The sequence below is a fragment of the Bacillus sp. JZ34 genome (assembly GCF_053903205.1).
The window spans coordinates 2,340,296-2,354,310 of the sequence record NZ_CP096403.1 but is presented as its reverse complement, the minus strand read 5'-3'; the positions used below and the strand labels follow the sequence as shown (position 1 = coordinate 2,354,310).

15 protein-coding genes are annotated in these 14,015 nt (G+C 42.3%); 10 read left to right on the top strand and 5 right to left on the bottom strand.

Features of this window, described 5'->3' with window-relative positions; all coding sequences use genetic code 11:
- The first annotated feature begins 44 nt into the window (after positions 1–44).
- The 6 genes from M1D90_RS11755 to M1D90_RS11730 all read left to right on the top strand — a co-directional run bounded on the left by M1D90_RS11755 (position 45) and on the right by M1D90_RS11730 (position 2,045).
- Positions 45–551: a redoxin domain-containing protein gene (locus M1D90_RS11755; protein ID WP_075213276.1), complete on the top strand. Its 507-nt coding sequence runs from the start codon at positions 45–47 to the stop codon at positions 549–551.
- A 71-nt stretch (positions 552–622) separates the two neighbouring features.
- Positions 623–748: an FbpB family small basic protein gene (locus M1D90_RS11750; RefSeq protein ID WP_023857590.1), complete on the top strand. Its 126-nt coding sequence runs from the start codon at positions 623–625 to the stop codon at positions 746–748.
- Positions 749–816: 68 nt separating this feature from the next.
- Positions 817–960, top strand: a complete 144-nt coding sequence (locus tag M1D90_RS11745; RefSeq protein WP_003182261.1) for an acid-soluble spore protein N — start codon at positions 817–819, stop codon at positions 958–960.
- A 25-nt stretch (positions 961–985) separates the two neighbouring features.
- The gene (gene tlp, locus M1D90_RS11740; RefSeq protein WP_023857589.1) at positions 986–1,222 is read left to right on the top strand and encodes a small acid-soluble spore protein Tlp; all 237 of its coding nucleotides are present in this window, start codon (positions 986–988) and stop codon (positions 1,220–1,222) included.
- Between the two features lie 104 nt (positions 1,223–1,326).
- Entirely contained in the window at positions 1,327–1,743 is a 417-nt protein-coding gene (locus M1D90_RS11735; RefSeq protein WP_020451607.1) for a YbgC/FadM family acyl-CoA thioesterase, read from the top strand.
- Positions 1,743–2,045, top strand: coding sequence for a hypothetical protein (locus tag M1D90_RS11730; RefSeq protein ID WP_020451608.1), 303 nt, complete (start codon positions 1,743–1,745; stop codon positions 2,043–2,045). The genes M1D90_RS11735 and M1D90_RS11730 overlap by 1 nt, the downstream gene beginning before the upstream one ends.
- 223 nt (positions 2,046–2,268) lie before the next feature.
- On the opposite strand, the gene M1D90_RS11725 is transcribed toward M1D90_RS11730, so the two are convergent.
- The 4 genes from M1D90_RS11725 to plsY all read right to left on the bottom strand — a co-directional run bounded on the left by M1D90_RS11725 (position 2,269) and on the right by plsY (position 5,376).
- Positions 2,269–2,631, bottom strand: coding sequence for a YxeA family protein (locus M1D90_RS11725; protein ID WP_130569491.1), 363 nt, complete (start codon positions 2,629–2,631; stop codon positions 2,269–2,271).
- 426 nt (positions 2,632–3,057) lie between these two features.
- On the bottom strand, positions 3,058–4,089 hold the full coding sequence (locus M1D90_RS11720) for a YdcF family protein (RefSeq protein ID WP_212791709.1): 1,032 nt from the start codon (positions 4,087–4,089) through the stop codon (positions 3,058–3,060).
- A gap of 292 nt (positions 4,090–4,381) precedes the next feature.
- Positions 4,382–4,669: a HesB/YadR/YfhF family protein gene (locus M1D90_RS11715; protein WP_020451611.1), complete on the bottom strand. Its 288-nt coding sequence runs from the start codon at positions 4,667–4,669 to the stop codon at positions 4,382–4,384.
- A 113-nt stretch (positions 4,670–4,782) separates the two neighbouring features.
- A complete protein-coding gene (plsY, locus tag M1D90_RS11710; protein WP_025809960.1) occupies positions 4,783–5,376 on the bottom strand; it encodes a glycerol-3-phosphate 1-O-acyltransferase PlsY in 594 nt (197 codons plus the stop codon).
- 178 nt (positions 5,377–5,554) lie between these two features.
- Here plsY and M1D90_RS11705 point away from each other — a divergent pair, with 178 nt between their 5' ends.
- From M1D90_RS11705 to parC, 3 genes are all read left to right on the top strand, one after another.
- On the top strand, positions 5,555–5,968 hold the full coding sequence (locus M1D90_RS11705) for a CoA-binding protein (protein ID WP_075754574.1): 414 nt from the start codon (positions 5,555–5,557) through the stop codon (positions 5,966–5,968).
- A 323-nt stretch (positions 5,969–6,291) separates the two neighbouring features.
- Positions 6,292–8,259, top strand: coding sequence for a DNA topoisomerase IV subunit B (gene parE, locus M1D90_RS11700; RefSeq protein ID WP_020451614.1), 1,968 nt, complete (start codon positions 6,292–6,294; stop codon positions 8,257–8,259).
- A 4-nt stretch (positions 8,260–8,263) separates the two neighbouring features.
- A complete protein-coding gene (parC, locus tag M1D90_RS11695) occupies positions 8,264–10,687 on the top strand; it encodes a DNA topoisomerase IV subunit A (RefSeq protein WP_020451615.1) in 2,424 nt (807 codons plus the stop codon).
- 270 nt (positions 10,688–10,957) lie between these two features.
- Here parC and M1D90_RS11690 read toward each other — a convergent pair whose 3' ends face one another.
- The gene (locus tag M1D90_RS11690) at positions 10,958–12,049 is read right to left on the bottom strand and encodes a GntR family transcriptional regulator (RefSeq protein WP_020451616.1); all 1,092 of its coding nucleotides are present in this window, start codon (positions 12,047–12,049) and stop codon (positions 10,958–10,960) included.
- Positions 12,050–12,400: 351 nt separating this feature from the next.
- Here M1D90_RS11690 and M1D90_RS11685 point away from each other — a divergent pair, with 351 nt between their 5' ends.
- Positions 12,401–14,008: a xylulokinase gene (locus tag M1D90_RS11685; RefSeq protein ID WP_095290632.1), complete on the top strand. Its 1,608-nt coding sequence runs from the start codon at positions 12,401–12,403 to the stop codon at positions 14,006–14,008.
- Positions 14,009–14,015: the final 7 nt, after the last annotated feature.

The following is a 14,015-nucleotide window of genomic DNA, read 5'->3' as shown; positions in this document are numbered from 1 at the left end:
CTTTCTCTTCTTTTTTCAGCGTGATCCTGAATTGGAGGATGCCGATGATGAAAAAATTGCTGGCTGCCGCGTTTCTTTTCGTTTTGGCCGGTCTTGCGGTATGGAACTTCACAGGGCAAAAGGAAGCCGAAATCGGCATTGCGAAAGGAGACAAGGCGCCTGATTTTACGCTTCCGTCTTTAAAGGATGGAAACGAAGTATCTTTATCAGACTTTAAAGGAAAAAAAGTGCTGTTGAATTTTTGGGCCACCTGGTGTAAACCGTGTGAAATAGAAATGCCTGCAATGGAAGAACTCCAAAACGAAAATCAGGACATTGCCGTTTTGGCCGTCAACTTTACCTCTTCCGAGAAAAACGAAGAGTCGGTCAAAACGTTTGCCGAAAGGCACGGTTTACATTTCCCTATCGTCTTAGATCGAACGGGCATCAATGCGAAATACGAGATTTTTTCGTATCCGACAACATTTATTATTGATGAAAACGGAATGATTCAAGATATCGTCCTTGGGACGATGTCGAAAAAGAATATGGAAGAAAAGCTGGGATTATAAAAAATCCCGGCTTTTTTGCTTATATCGCCCAAAAAATGGTGAAAATGAAAACAAGCTGGAGGTGATTCAACATGAAAAAAACGAAAAGGCGGACATTTGAAGAACTTGTCTTGGAAAACAAAAAGGAGCTCATGACCAACCAGGAGTTTCTTGATCGGCTGGAAGATAAGCTTGAAGAGAAATTTAAGCTGAAGTGACTTTTTAAAAATCGATTCATGTTTACGCTCCTTTTTGAGAATCCTAATGCTGAAAAGGAGGGATAGACATGCCGAGGGAACATGACAAACAGTCTAAATTTGCCCCAAGCCATCTTGGGACAAAACCGGTAGAATATAAGCGCAACAAAGGAAAAAAGATGCATGATAAATCAGGAGAAACGCCGATCATTATGCAGACAAAGGGCGAGTAAAGAAGAAAAGGAGGCAGAGACCCGCATGACACACCAAAAACATCATCCGGATGACAGATCAGACAACGTGGAGAAGCTTCAAGACATGGTGCAGAACACAATCGAAAATATCGAGGAGTCTGAGGAGCAGCTGTCTTTTGCCAACCAGGCGGAACAGGAGCAGATCCGCGAAAAAAATCAACGCCGAAATGAGAGCATTGAGGCGATGCGCAATGAAATCCATGACGAGGCGGAAGACCGCGAAAACGGATATCATCAATAAACCAGGGCGACCTGGTTTTTTTGCATGAAGCCGTCTGTCGTGTTTTTGCCCATTCTATATGCTAAGATTGGATTATATATATTGTGAAAAGGGAGTAGAGGAATTTGTACGTCTCAAAAAAAGAAATAGAAGTCCGCTATGCCGAAACAGACCAAATGGGCGTCGTCTATCACGCCAATTATTTGATTTGGATGGAGGTTGGACGGACGGCTTTAATTAAAGAACTCGGCTTCTCTTACGCCGAAATGGAGAAAGACGGCATCCTGTCGCCTGTCGTGGATATCAATGTCCGCTACGTCAAACCTCTTCGCTACGGTGAAACCGCGACGGTACATACATGGATTGAAGAATATAACGGCTTTAAAACGGTATATGGGTATGAAATCTTCAATTCCGCTGGTGAAACCGCTGTGAAGGCCACATCGTCCCATATTTGCGTTGACGGGGACAGCTTCAAACCGGTTCAGTTCCGTAAGCTTTATCCAAAGTGGCATGAAGCTTATGAAGAGGCCAAAAAGTAATGGCATTCGGTATTAAAAGAAACGAGCTGAACGAATGGAAGCGCGCCGTTTTAAACGGCGAAGTTGCGTTCCTCACGCATTACTGGCTCGATGACAGGTATCCGGATGTCAATACCGTGACAAAAGCCGGATGCGGCAACATTGATAAGCTTGCAGAGTGGGGCAAACAGTACGGACTGAAAAAAGAGTGGATCCATAAAAGAAGCAAATTTCCTCACTTTGATTTATTGGGAGAGAAGCAGATCGAGATTTTAAAACAAGAAAAGCTCTCAAGCCATATCAAGCGTTTCAGGCTCGAATAATCCGGTGTTTTAGAGATACCCGGACACCCTTGAAACAAGCAAGCATTGTCCTTGCTTGTTTCATCCTGATGAGCAAACATTGAAGGAGAAAAAGTCGGAACGATATCTTTAGTTTCAAGATGTCGTACCTTAGTGTTTTTCATGCCTTGATAAGGCCGCAGTCATTTTATTTTTCGTGAAAAAGTCCCTAAAACAAGAAGTTTTAGGGAGCAGAGTGAGCGTCTCATTGACTTTGATTGTTTAATTTGTGCAGGATGTCCTGATCTATTTGCTTCTCGCTTGCTTTTTCTTTGCTGGATATGATTTCCCTTCTGTCTTCCCAATGAATAATATAATACTGACCTTTCTGCATTTTTTCCTGAGAAGAGAGTTTTAGGTTTTTGGGTTTTCCATCTTTATCATAACCCGTAACATCATAGTTATAATTTATATATGTGTATCCATCACTTGTTTTTTCTTTAACGACTTTTGGATCTGTTGTAATTTTGACGTAATAAGCTTCCGTTGAATAATATCCGGAATATAAAAAATAGCCCCCGGCCAAAATCATCAGTCCTACCGTTAAAATCCCTAAAAACCATTTCATCTTTTATCACCTCGAACCCATCATATATAAAACCTCCAAACGAAACCATTGATTTATCTTACATATTCCTTTCACTGTTGTAAGCATTTAAAGTCCAAGCGCACCAAAAAAACAGCTACTTGAAGCAGGGAGAAGCATTGAGAAAAAAGAACCTGTTCACCATTAGATCTGATAAGGGTAAATTGAGGCTTTAGCATTTGAGAAAATCACTTTTCAGTTGTGGCTTGTTGCAGATAAAAGAAGGGGAGGTTTTTGCGAAATAGGGGGAAAATCGTTTTCCATTCTATCAATCGCTGTTATGCCGACTATTAAAAAGATATTTGAAGCATCAGTGCAGTGAAATTATATTTTCCAAGCAAAAAGACACCTTTTTGGTGAAGATGTCCTTCGAAAATACCCATCATAATCAATTGAGACTGCCATTTTTTAATCAATGAAAAAATTAAATGCGGTCAAAAGGATAGAAATACCCAATATAGTTCCCACGACAATGCTATGCCGTTTACGATTCATCACAACAACAGCGATATATTCACGGATCATGGCGTTCGGCCAATAATAAAAAGCGGTCTTTGAACCGATGCCATCGCTTTTCAAGCCTGCTCGTTTTGCATATAGGCTGGCACGGAACAGATGGAAATTGTTTGTTGTGAAGATGCTGTTATATTTGCCGTCTGTTAATGAGTCCATCAGTTGTTTGGAGAAAAGCATATTTTGATATGTATTTACAGAACGGTCTTCTTTCAAAGTGTGCTCTCCAGGTATCCCTTTTTTTATAGCATATCTTTGCATAGCTTCGGCTTCAGAAAGATTTTCATCAGGTCCTTGCCCGCCGGAGAAAATGATTTTTGGCGGAGAAGCAACAGCTGTCTGTTTCCAATAAAAATCGACAGCCTTATTGATCCTGCTTGCTAAAAGCGGGGGTACTGTATCGTTAATTAATCCACTCCCGAGAACGATGATGTAATCCTGATTAAGCTTCGGTCTGTTAAATTGATATAGAAAATAAGCTGTTAAGAAATTTGTTAAATGAAAAAAGAAATAGACCGTAATAAGCGATGATCCCGCAAACAATGGCTGAACATTTGGCGATAAAAAACGAGCGGGGTCAATCACGGATAATAGGAAAAATATGATAATGCCTAACCCGGAAATTAAAGTCAAACAATTAGACAATCGCCGTCCTTCTCTTTTGATAAGAATTCTCGCATTCAGAAATAACCCGATCATTAAAGCAAATAGACCAAACGTTAGGATAAAGAAAAAGATCAGCAGCGGTACAATGACGAACAGTCTGAAAAAACCGATTCCGACAACGTATGCCAGATAGTAGGATAGAACAAGAAATGAACAAAAAAATAGATTGAATAAAAAACCGTTGATGATCCTTCTTCGGTCCGTTAAATAAAAGATCAGAAAAACAGCTAGCAAAATAAAGGTTATCACACCGTAAACCATGTCAAACACCTCGATCTCAATGACTCTGTATAATAGAAGAGTATGTAAAAATCTTTAAGAATGGGAAAATCCTTGCCGGTTTATTTTAGACGAACTGCATTTTAGATATACAGAATCTATACTCACTCGGTTATTCGGGAGGTGTACGCAGCGTACGGTGTGCAGCTGCCGCACACTCGGGCGAGCCAGTCTATGTGTTGGAAGGCTTTTTCGGTACTTTAATTAAGATGAAAAATAAAAAAGCTTGCAGAAAAACAAGAGTTTCTCTGCAAGCTTTATAAAATGCTCTTTTTTACTGATATTCAAAAACAGGCTCTTCCGAAGATTCGTTATAGGTGACAAGCAGATCATGGCCGTCGAAATACCATACATCGCTTTCTTCAACGAAAAACGTAATGCCGTCTTTTTCCGCGCTCACACCGATTTGCTGCGGCTCATCTTTTGAAACCCCAAGGGAGAAGCCTTTTTGAACATTGCTGCAGCCTCCGTAACGGACAAAGAAGCGAACCTGATCTCCTTCTTTTAAATCAAGCTCGTCCTTATACCATTTAAGCGCCTCTTCATTAATTTTCAAATTCACGGGCAAGCACTCCTTCATCATTTGTTTCAAAGCATGCTGAATCTATGCTGAATCTATTTATAGTATATAACGATTTTGTCCGATCATGAAAATATAATGTTTTTCGGATAGGCTCATTTTTTGCCGGACATCCACTTGATTTTGGGCTCGGTTTTATCCATAATGCGTTTAATGTTCGTCCTGTGTCTGTATACGACAAACGCCGTTAGAAAGGCGACGACTGCCACCAATAAAAGATCTTTCGTAAACAGGCTGTAAACCGTTGTATACAAGCCGGTTAAAATGGAAGAAAGCGATACATATTTTGTGATATACAAAAACAGAAAGAACACCGCAATCATTGTGAGAAACAGAAAAGGCTGATAGCAAAGCAATACGCCTCCGGAAGTAGCGACAGCTTTTCCGCCTTTAAATTTGGCGAACACAGGGAACATATGCCCGATGACTGCGGCTACACCGGCCAACAAAGGGTGTACGCCGATGTGGAGGATGGCGGGCAGAAAGGCGGCGAGCGTCCCTTTCAAAATATCCGCAGCCACCACGATGGAGCCGGCTTTCACTCCAAGTGTCCGGAATGCATTGGTGGCGCCAAGATTGCCGCTGCCGTGTTCCCTGATGTCGATTCCTTTGGCGGCCTTTCCGACAATTAAGCCGGACGGAATGCTGCCGAGTAGATAGGCTAAAACAAATAATAAAGCAATTAACATTTCATTTCTCCTTTTTAGATGATCCCTTCTCTTTATTTTAACATGAGAGGCGCTTTTCATGACGGCTTTTCTTTAGAAGTACCGTATATATCATACAAGATAATGCGCCCTAATCATATGAAAATTTTGATTATCGCCTTTGATTTCGTGTAAACTGAACGTAAAAGGAGTGATCGCCATGGAAAACCCTTCTAAACAGGAAATCAAAAGCATTCTTGAAAACAGTAAACGAATCGCGGTAGTCGGCCTGTCCGACAATCCTGAAAGAACATCGTACATGGTATCAAAAGCGATGCAGGACGCGGGATATGACATCATCCCTGTCAATCCGTCCATAGATGAGGCGCTGGGCGTCAAGGCTGTGGCATCATTAAAAGACATTGAAGGACATGTCGATATCGTCAATGTGTTCAGAAGATCCGAACATTTGCCCGATGTCGCAAAGGAATTCCTGGAGATAGACGCAGATGTGTTTTGGGCGCAGCAGGGGCTTGTCAACGAAGAAGCTTATCGGCTTCTGAGCGAAAAAGGCTATACGGTGATTATGGATTTGTGTATAAAAGTGGCACACGCGTTAACAAAATCGGCATAAAAAAGACAAAAATCCTTGTTTATTCAAGGGTTTTTGTCTTTTTTATGCGAGAATATGTTTGCGAATTGCTGTGAAAAACGGCTACAATAAGTCTTGGACAGTTTTTTTAAGAATGATTTTCCAATTGCTGGTGGAAAAGCCTTGTCCTCCAGGGGGCGAATCGTGTAAAATGACGGCTGTGCAAAAAAACGGCATTCATTTTAACATTTTCCCGACAATGCTTGAAGCGATTGGAAAAGAATCGGATAATACTTTGCTTTACATGACAGAGTGTGTATTATTCTTTATAAGCAATGTTTGATTTTTGAAAGGGGTTTATGCATTTGGTTAAGAAACAGCAATTTGACTATAATGATGATTCCATACAGGTGCTCGAAGGCCTTGAAGCGGTCAGAAAACGCCCCGGTATGTACATCGGTTCGACAGACAGCCGGGGTCTGCACCATCTCGTATATGAAATCGTCGATAATTCCGTCGATGAAGTCCTTGCGGGCCATGGGAATCATATTATAGTAAAGATACATAAAGATAACAGCATATCGGTGCAAGACAGAGGCCGGGGAATGCCAACAGGAATGCATAAGCTCGGCAAACCGACTCCCGAAATTATTTTGACAGTGCTGCATGCCGGAGGAAAGTTCGGCCAAGGCGGCTATAAAACGAGCGGGGGGCTGCACGGCGTCGGTGCATCCGTTGTAAACGCCCTGTCTGAGTGGCTGACAGTCACAATTGAGCGGGACGGAAATGTTTACAGACAGCGTTTTGAAAACGGCGGCAAACCGGTGACATCCCTTGATAAAATCGGAACGACCAAAAAGACCGGCACCCTGATTCATTTCAAGCCTGATCCTACGATGTTCAGCACAACGACTTTTAACTTTGAAACGCTTTCAGAGCGTCTGAGAGAATCAGCCTTTTTGTTAAAAGGATTAAAAATCGAATTGATCGATGAACGCGATCAAACAAAAGAAACGTTTTTATACGAAAACGGAATCGAAGCTTTTGTCGCTTATTTAAATGAGGAGAAAGACGCGCTTTCTGAAGTGGTCTCATTTGAAGGGGAGCACAACGGCATCGAGGTGGACTTCGCGTTTCAATTTAATGACGGCTATTCCGAAAACATCCTGTCATTCGTCAATAATGTCAGAACAAAGGACGGAGGAACCCATGAGTCCGGTGCGAAAACGGCGATGACAAGAGCATTCAACGAATATGCGAGAAAGGTGGCCCTTTTAAAAGAAAAGGACAAAAACCTTGAAGGAACGGACATCCGGGAAGGCCTGTCAGCCATCGTTTCCGTCCGTATTCCTGAAGAGCTTCTTCAATTTGAAGGACAGACAAAAGGAAAGCTCGGCACGAGTGAAGCAAGGTCAGCCGTTGATGCGATCGTCTCCGAGCAGCTCGCATATTTCCTTGAAGAAAACAGGGAAACGGCAACATTGCTCGTCAAAAAAGCGATTAAAGCCTCCCAGGCAAGAGAAGCTGCGAGAAAAGCAAGAGAAGAGGCAAGAAGCGGAAAGAAAAGAAAGAAATCCGAAGCGACGCTCTCCGGCAAGCTGACGCCTGCACAATCAAGGAATCCGTCCAAAAACGAATTGTACCTCGTGGAGGGTGACTCTGCCGGAGGATCAGCAAAGCAGGGAAGAGACCGGAAATTCCAGGCTGTCCTGCCGCTCCGCGGAAAGGTTATCAATACGGAAAAAGCGAAGCTGGCCGATATTTTTAAAAATGAAGAGATCAATACGATTATTCATGCGATCGGCGGAGGGGTCGGCGCTGATTTTGACATTGAGGACATCAATTACGACAAAGTCATCATCATGACAGATGCGGATACAGACGGCGCTCATATCCAAGTGCTGCTCCTGACTTTTTTCTACCGCTATATGAAGCCGCTGATCGAGCACGGAAAAGTGTTTATCGCGCTGCCGCCGCTCTATAAAGTCAGCAAAGGGTCTGGCAAAAAAGAAATCATTGAATATGCTTGGTCTGATGAAGAAATGGACGACGTCCTCAAAAAAGTCGGAAGAGGATATACGATTCAACGCTATAAAGGTCTCGGCGAAATGAACGCTGACCAGCTTTGGGAAACGACAATGAACCCCGAATCAAGAACGCTTGTCAGGGTTAAAATCGATGACGCAGCCCGTGTGGAAAGGCGCGTGACGACATTGATGGGCGACAAAGTTGAGCCGAGAAGAAAATGGATTGAGAAAAACGTCGCCTTCGGACTTGATGAAGAAAGCAACATTTTAGAAAACGAGAATTTATCGGTCGCTGAGGAGGTTTAAATAAATGGCACAGCCAGAGATTTATCATGATTTACCATTGGAAGACGTGATCGGCGACCGTTTCGGCCGATACAGCAAATATATTATTCAGGATCGGGCGCTCCCTGACGCCAGGGACGGCCTGAAGCCTGTTCAAAGAAGAATCCTATACGCCATGCATGCGGAAGGGAACACGCACGATAAGAATTTCCGCAAGGCCGCAAAAACGGTCGGTAATGTAATCGGGAACTATCATCCTCATGGAGACAGTTCGGTCTACGAAGCGATGGTGCGGATGAGCCAGGACTGGAAGGTTCGCAACGTGCTGGTTGAAATGCACGGTAACAACGGAAGCATCGACGGTGATCCGCCGGCTGCGATGCGTTATACAGAAGCAAGGCTCGCAGCGATCGCTTCAGAGCTTTTGCGAGATATTGACAAAGAAACGGTCGAGTTTGTGCCAAACTTTGATGATACAAGCAAGGAGCCCGTCGTCCTTCCGGCGATGTTTCCGAACCTGCTTGTCAACGGATCGACAGGGATTTCCGCCGGGTATGCGACTGACATTCCGCCGCATCATCTCGGGGAAGTGATCGATGCCGTGATAAGGCGGATTGACTCGCCGAACTGCAGTGTGGATGACCTCATGGAGCTCGTAAAAGGACCGGACTTTCCGACCGGAGGAATCATTCAGGGTAAAGAAGGCATAAAAAAAGCCTATGAAACCGGAAAAGGTAAAATCATCATCAGGGGCAAAGCCGAGATCGAAACCATCAGAGGCGGCCGCCAGCAAATTGTCATTACTGAAATTCCGTTTGAAGTCAACAAAGCGAATTTAGTGAAAAAAATGGACGAATTCAGGATTGAACGGAAGGTCGAAGGGATTTCCGAAGTCCGTGACGAGACCGACCGGACAGGACTCAGAATCGTGATTGAGCTGAAAAAAGAAGCGGATGCACAAGGTATTTTAAATTTCTTGTACAAAAACTCGGATTTGCAGATTCCGTACAACTTTAACATGGTGGCTATTCATAACAGAAGACCGATGTTGATGAATCTCACATCAATTTTGGACGCTTATATCGGCCACCAAAAAGAAGTCATCACCAACCGTTCTCAGTATGAGCTGAAAAAAGCGAAGGAAAGGCATCATATCGTAGAAGGATTGATGAAAGCACTGTCCATTTTGGATGAAGTCATTGCGACGATCCGCTCCTCCAATGACAAGCGCGATGCCAAAAACAATCTGATCGAAAAGTTCGCATTTACAGAGCCGCAGGCTGAAGCGATCGTTTCATTGCAGCTGTACAGGCTGACAAACACAGATATTACGGCTCTCCAGGAAGAAGCAAAAGAACTCGACCAGAAGATCAAAGAGCTGGAAGAGATCCTTTCCAATGACAAGAAACTCTTGAAAGTGATCAAAGACAGCTTGAAAAAGGTGAAAAAAACCTATGCCGGTCAAAGGCGCTCTGTCATCGAGGAGAAAATTGAAGAAATCAAAATCAATCTTGAAGTGATGGTGGCGTCTGAAGACGTTTATGTGACCGTGACGAAAGACGGTTATATTAAACGAACGAGCCAGCGGTCTTTTGCTGCATCAAACGGCCAGGACTTCGGCATGAAAGATACCGACCGTCTGCTCTGTCAGCTGGAAATGAATACGACAGATGTACTGCTCTTATTTACAAATAAAGGGAGCTATGTGTATTGTCCGGTTCACCAGCTTCCTGATATCAGATGGAAAGACTTGGGTCAGCACATCACGAATATCATATCGATCGACAGCGATGAATCCATCGTCAAGGCGATCCCTGTCAGAGAGTTTACCGAATCTGAATACCTGCTGTTCTTTACGAAAAACGGAATGGCGAAAAGAACTCAGCTGATGCAGTATAAAGCACAGCGCTATTCAAAAGCATTGGTCGCTCTTAACTTAAAAGGCGACGATGAAGTGGTTGATGTTCATGTAACGGACGGAACGAAAGATTTGTTTATCGCGACACATTCCGGCTACGGTCTGTGGTTCTCAGAAGATGAGGTCAGCGTCGTCGGTGCAAGGGCGGCCGGTGTCAAAGGCGTCAATTTGAAAGACGGCGACTTTGTCGCCAGCGGGCAGGTTTTAGAGGAATCGGATGTGCTTGTGCTCGTGACCCAGCGCGGATCTATTAAGCGGATGAACCGCACTGAATTTGAAAAAACGTCACGGGCGAAACGAGGGGTTCTCATGCTGAGGGAATTGAAGAAAAAACCTCACCGCATCACCGGGCTGCTCGCATGCTCATATCATGCTCAAATCACGCTTCAAACCGAAAAAGGCATCACAGAGGAGATGCTTGTCAAAGATATCAAGCTTCATGACCGGTACAGCAACGGTTCTTTCATCATCGACGAAGATGAGGCAGGGGAAGTAACGGATGTATGGATCAGCAAACATGAACGGGAGTGAAATCGACCTGCGCCCAATTCTAGGGATATCACCACATGCCTATCAAGAATAGAGCCATTCTGCAAGACAACGAAGAATGCTGCAGAAAAAGAGCATGCCAGATAAACTTTACACAGGTTCCCGTATCGGTGAGATTTTCGCTTTCTTTTTGGAGTAAGCGTCAAATACATGAAAATTCTCTGCTGCTTATTTCATAACAGAGTAAAACAACCCAGTCCGCGTTCACGCCTTTAGTGCACATGGACTGGGTTTTCCTTGATCACACCAAGATTATTGTACATCTAACTCTTTTACGGTTTCACCTTCAATTAACACAGGCTGATAGTAGGTTTCGTTTGGTAAGTCTTTCTTTCCTTGCAATTTCTTGATGACCCAATCAGCTGCATCGTGTCCCATTTGTTCTTGAGGATGTGTCAATGTTGTTAGTTTGATATTCGCATTTTTGGCAATATACGAATTGTCCTGTCCAATAATTGACAATTTGTCCGGGACAGAAATATTAAGTTGTCTGCATACATTTGCTACTTCCAACCCTACTTCGTCGTTATAGCAAACAATTGCAGTCAACACGTCTCTCTTTTCATTTAGAAACTTCTTCAGGTTTGTGTATAGTTCCAGCTTCGTCTCTGTATTGTACGAAAGCACATGCTCTGGTTGAAATCGTAATTTGGCTTCACCAAGCGCTTTTATATACCCCTTCATTCGATACTTTCCTTGTAAATCATCCATTTTTGAAATGAGACCAATTTGTGTATGTCCTTTTGATATTAATTCTTTTGTTGCGAGATAGCTGGACTGCACATCATCGAGACAAAGAAAAGGAACATCTAATTCTTCATAATAAGCATTGATCATGATGAAAGGAATATCCTGTTCCTTAAACGATAAATAGTAAGCAATATTCGGATTGTATAGATTACTTTTCGTAGGTTCAACAATTAAACCATCGACGCCAAATGACAACATCATTTCCAAAGCTTTTTTTTCTTGTTCGACATCATTATTTGTACTAGCTAATAGTAACGAATAATTAGCCTCATTCAATCTCCCTTCAATTCCGCGAATAATTGACGGGAAAATGTAATCTGAAATGTAGGTCGTAATTACACCGATTATTTTATTATTGGAATTCCCTCCAGGTTTTGATTGATACTGGTTACTTACATAAGTGCCAGATCCTTTTTCACTTCTTAAAAACCCCTCGTTCGCCAGCTCTAAAATCGCCTTTCGAACAGTGTGCCGGCTGACTTTGTATTCTTCTTGTATGGCGGATTCAGTAGGAATTTGTTCTCCTACCCTGTAAACTCCTGAAAGGATTTTACTTTTTATATCATTAATGATGACCTTATACTTTGGTTTCATTTCACTCACTTCTTTCATAGTTGTTCGCATTCTAATTTTTTTAATTGAATGATTTGTGTGGACATATTTTATCATGGCTTTCAATGAATGAAAAGATTTCACCTTATTTTCGTGAAAATGAATAAGTAATTCTAATTTTTTTCTTTAAATTTCATGTTATACAAATACTTTTTATTATAAGCATGAAGAGAAAGAGAACAGAAATATCGTTGTGATATTTATATGAACATATTATATTATTAATTGACAAATGTACGTACAAAAAATATACTAAGTCTGTAATTAAGTTAAGCGAAAAGGGGAATGCCTTCTTTCGAATAATATTGAAATCGCTATCAGAGGGGGGATAACGTGAAAGCGAATCAAGTAAACATCAAGCAGGCGATAACTGAGGGAGAAACATCGCTTGGAATTGAATTCGGATCCACACGTATTAAAGCAGTGTTGATTGATAGCAGTTTTGAAACAATCGCATCTGGAAGTTATGAGTGGGAAAACCGCTTGGAAGATGGATTTTGGACGTACAACTTAGTAGATATTATCACTGGGTTGCAAACAGCTTATAGTGAAATGAAGAATGATGTTGAACGAAATTATGGCATCACCATTCGCAAAATCGGTTCTGTTGGATTTTCTGCAATGATGCATGGATATATGGCTTTTGACAACACAGGGGAGCTGCTTGTTCCGTTTCGAACTTGGCGTAACTCAACAACCGGTGCTGCAGCAAAAGAATTAACTGATCAATTTCAATTCAATATCCCTGAACGGTGGAGTATTGCTCATTTATATCAAGCGATACTAAATGAAGAGAAGCATTTGCCTCGCATTGATTATATCACCACTTTAGCTGGGTACATTCACTGGTTGCTGACTGGCAATAAAGCAATTGGCATTGGAGATGCTTCGGGCATGTTCCCAATTGATGAATCAACGCAAAATTACAATGAATCGATGCTCAAGCAGTTTGATGAACTGATTTCGAACAAAGGCTATCCTTGGAGGATAAAGGATATTCTTCCTGAAGTTTATATTTCAGGCGAGCAAGCTGGCGAATTAACCGAAATTGGCGCGAAAATTCTGGATCAGTCAAAAAATTTACAACCGGGCATTCCGGTTTGTCCGCCGGAAGGCGATGCTGGAACAGGAATGGTTGCTACGAATAGTGTGAGGAAACGCACTGGAAACATCTCAGTAGGAACTTCAGTTTTTGCCATGATTGTATTAGAGAAAGAACTTTCGAAAGTATATCCAGAAATTGATTTGGTAACAACGCCAAACGGCAGTCCGGTTGGAATGGTTCATGCGAATAACTGCTCAAGCGATTTGAATGCTTGGCTAGGGTTGTTTCGTGAATTTTTTGAGGCAATGGGACAAAAGGTTGAAATGAATAAATTATTCGAAGTGGTGTTGAATAAAGCATTGGAGGCTGACTCAGACGGCGGTGGCTTACTAAGCTACGGTTATTTCTCTGGTGAAAATATTACAGGACTAGAAAAAGGCCGGCCGTTATTTGTCCGCTCACCAGAGAGTCGTTTCGATTTAGCAAACTTCATGCGGACACACCTTTTTGCAGCTTTTGCAGCTTTGAAAATCGGAATGGATATTTTGACCAAAGAGGAAAATATTGATATTGATAGCATTTTAGCTCACGGCGGTTTATTCAAAACCCCTCTTGTCGGACAAAAAATTGTTGCAGCTGCAATGAATACGCCAGTATCAGTTATGGCAACTGCCGGAGAGGGCGGTGCGTGGGGAATGGCTATTCTTGCATCTTACATGATGAACAAAGATCAACAAGAAAGCTTAGAAGATTTCCTCGACAAAAAAGTCTTTGAAGAGGATGCCGGGCAAGAAATTTACCCTGATCAATTAGATGTTGAAGGATTTGAAGCATTTATCGAACGGTACAAAAAAGGTTTAATGATTGAGCAGGCCGCTGTGGATCATTTGATTTAATGAGTGG

Coding starts and splice junctions, on each gene's coding strand:
- M1D90_RS11725 (WP_130569491.1), bottom strand. CDS start 2,631: ATGAAATGGTTTTTAGGGATTTTAACGGTAGGACTGATGATTTTGGCC.
- M1D90_RS11755 (WP_075213276.1), top strand. CDS start 45: ATGATGAAAAAATTGCTGGCTGCCGCGTTTCTTTTCGTTTTGGCCGGT.
- M1D90_RS11750 (WP_023857590.1), top strand. CDS start 623: ATGAAAAAAACGAAAAGGCGGACATTTGAAGAACTTGTCTTGGAAAAC.
- M1D90_RS11705 (WP_075754574.1), top strand. CDS start 5,555: ATGGAAAACCCTTCTAAACAGGAAATCAAAAGCATTCTTGAAAACAGT.
- plsY (WP_025809960.1), bottom strand. CDS start 5,376: ATGTTAATTGCTTTATTATTTGTTTTAGCCTATCTACTCGGCAGCATT.
- M1D90_RS11745 (WP_003182261.1), top strand. CDS start 817: ATGCCGAGGGAACATGACAAACAGTCTAAATTTGCCCCAAGCCATCTT.
- M1D90_RS11720 (WP_212791709.1), bottom strand. CDS start 4,089: ATGGTTTACGGTGTGATAACCTTTATTTTGCTAGCTGTTTTTCTGATC.
- tlp (WP_023857589.1), top strand. CDS start 986: ATGACACACCAAAAACATCATCCGGATGACAGATCAGACAACGTGGAG.
- M1D90_RS11730 (WP_020451608.1), top strand. CDS start 1,743: ATGGCATTCGGTATTAAAAGAAACGAGCTGAACGAATGGAAGCGCGCC.
- parC (WP_020451615.1), top strand. CDS start 8,264: ATGGCACAGCCAGAGATTTATCATGATTTACCATTGGAAGACGTGATC.
- M1D90_RS11690 (WP_020451616.1), bottom strand. CDS start 12,049: ATGAAACCAAAGTATAAGGTCATCATTAATGATATAAAAAGTAAAATC.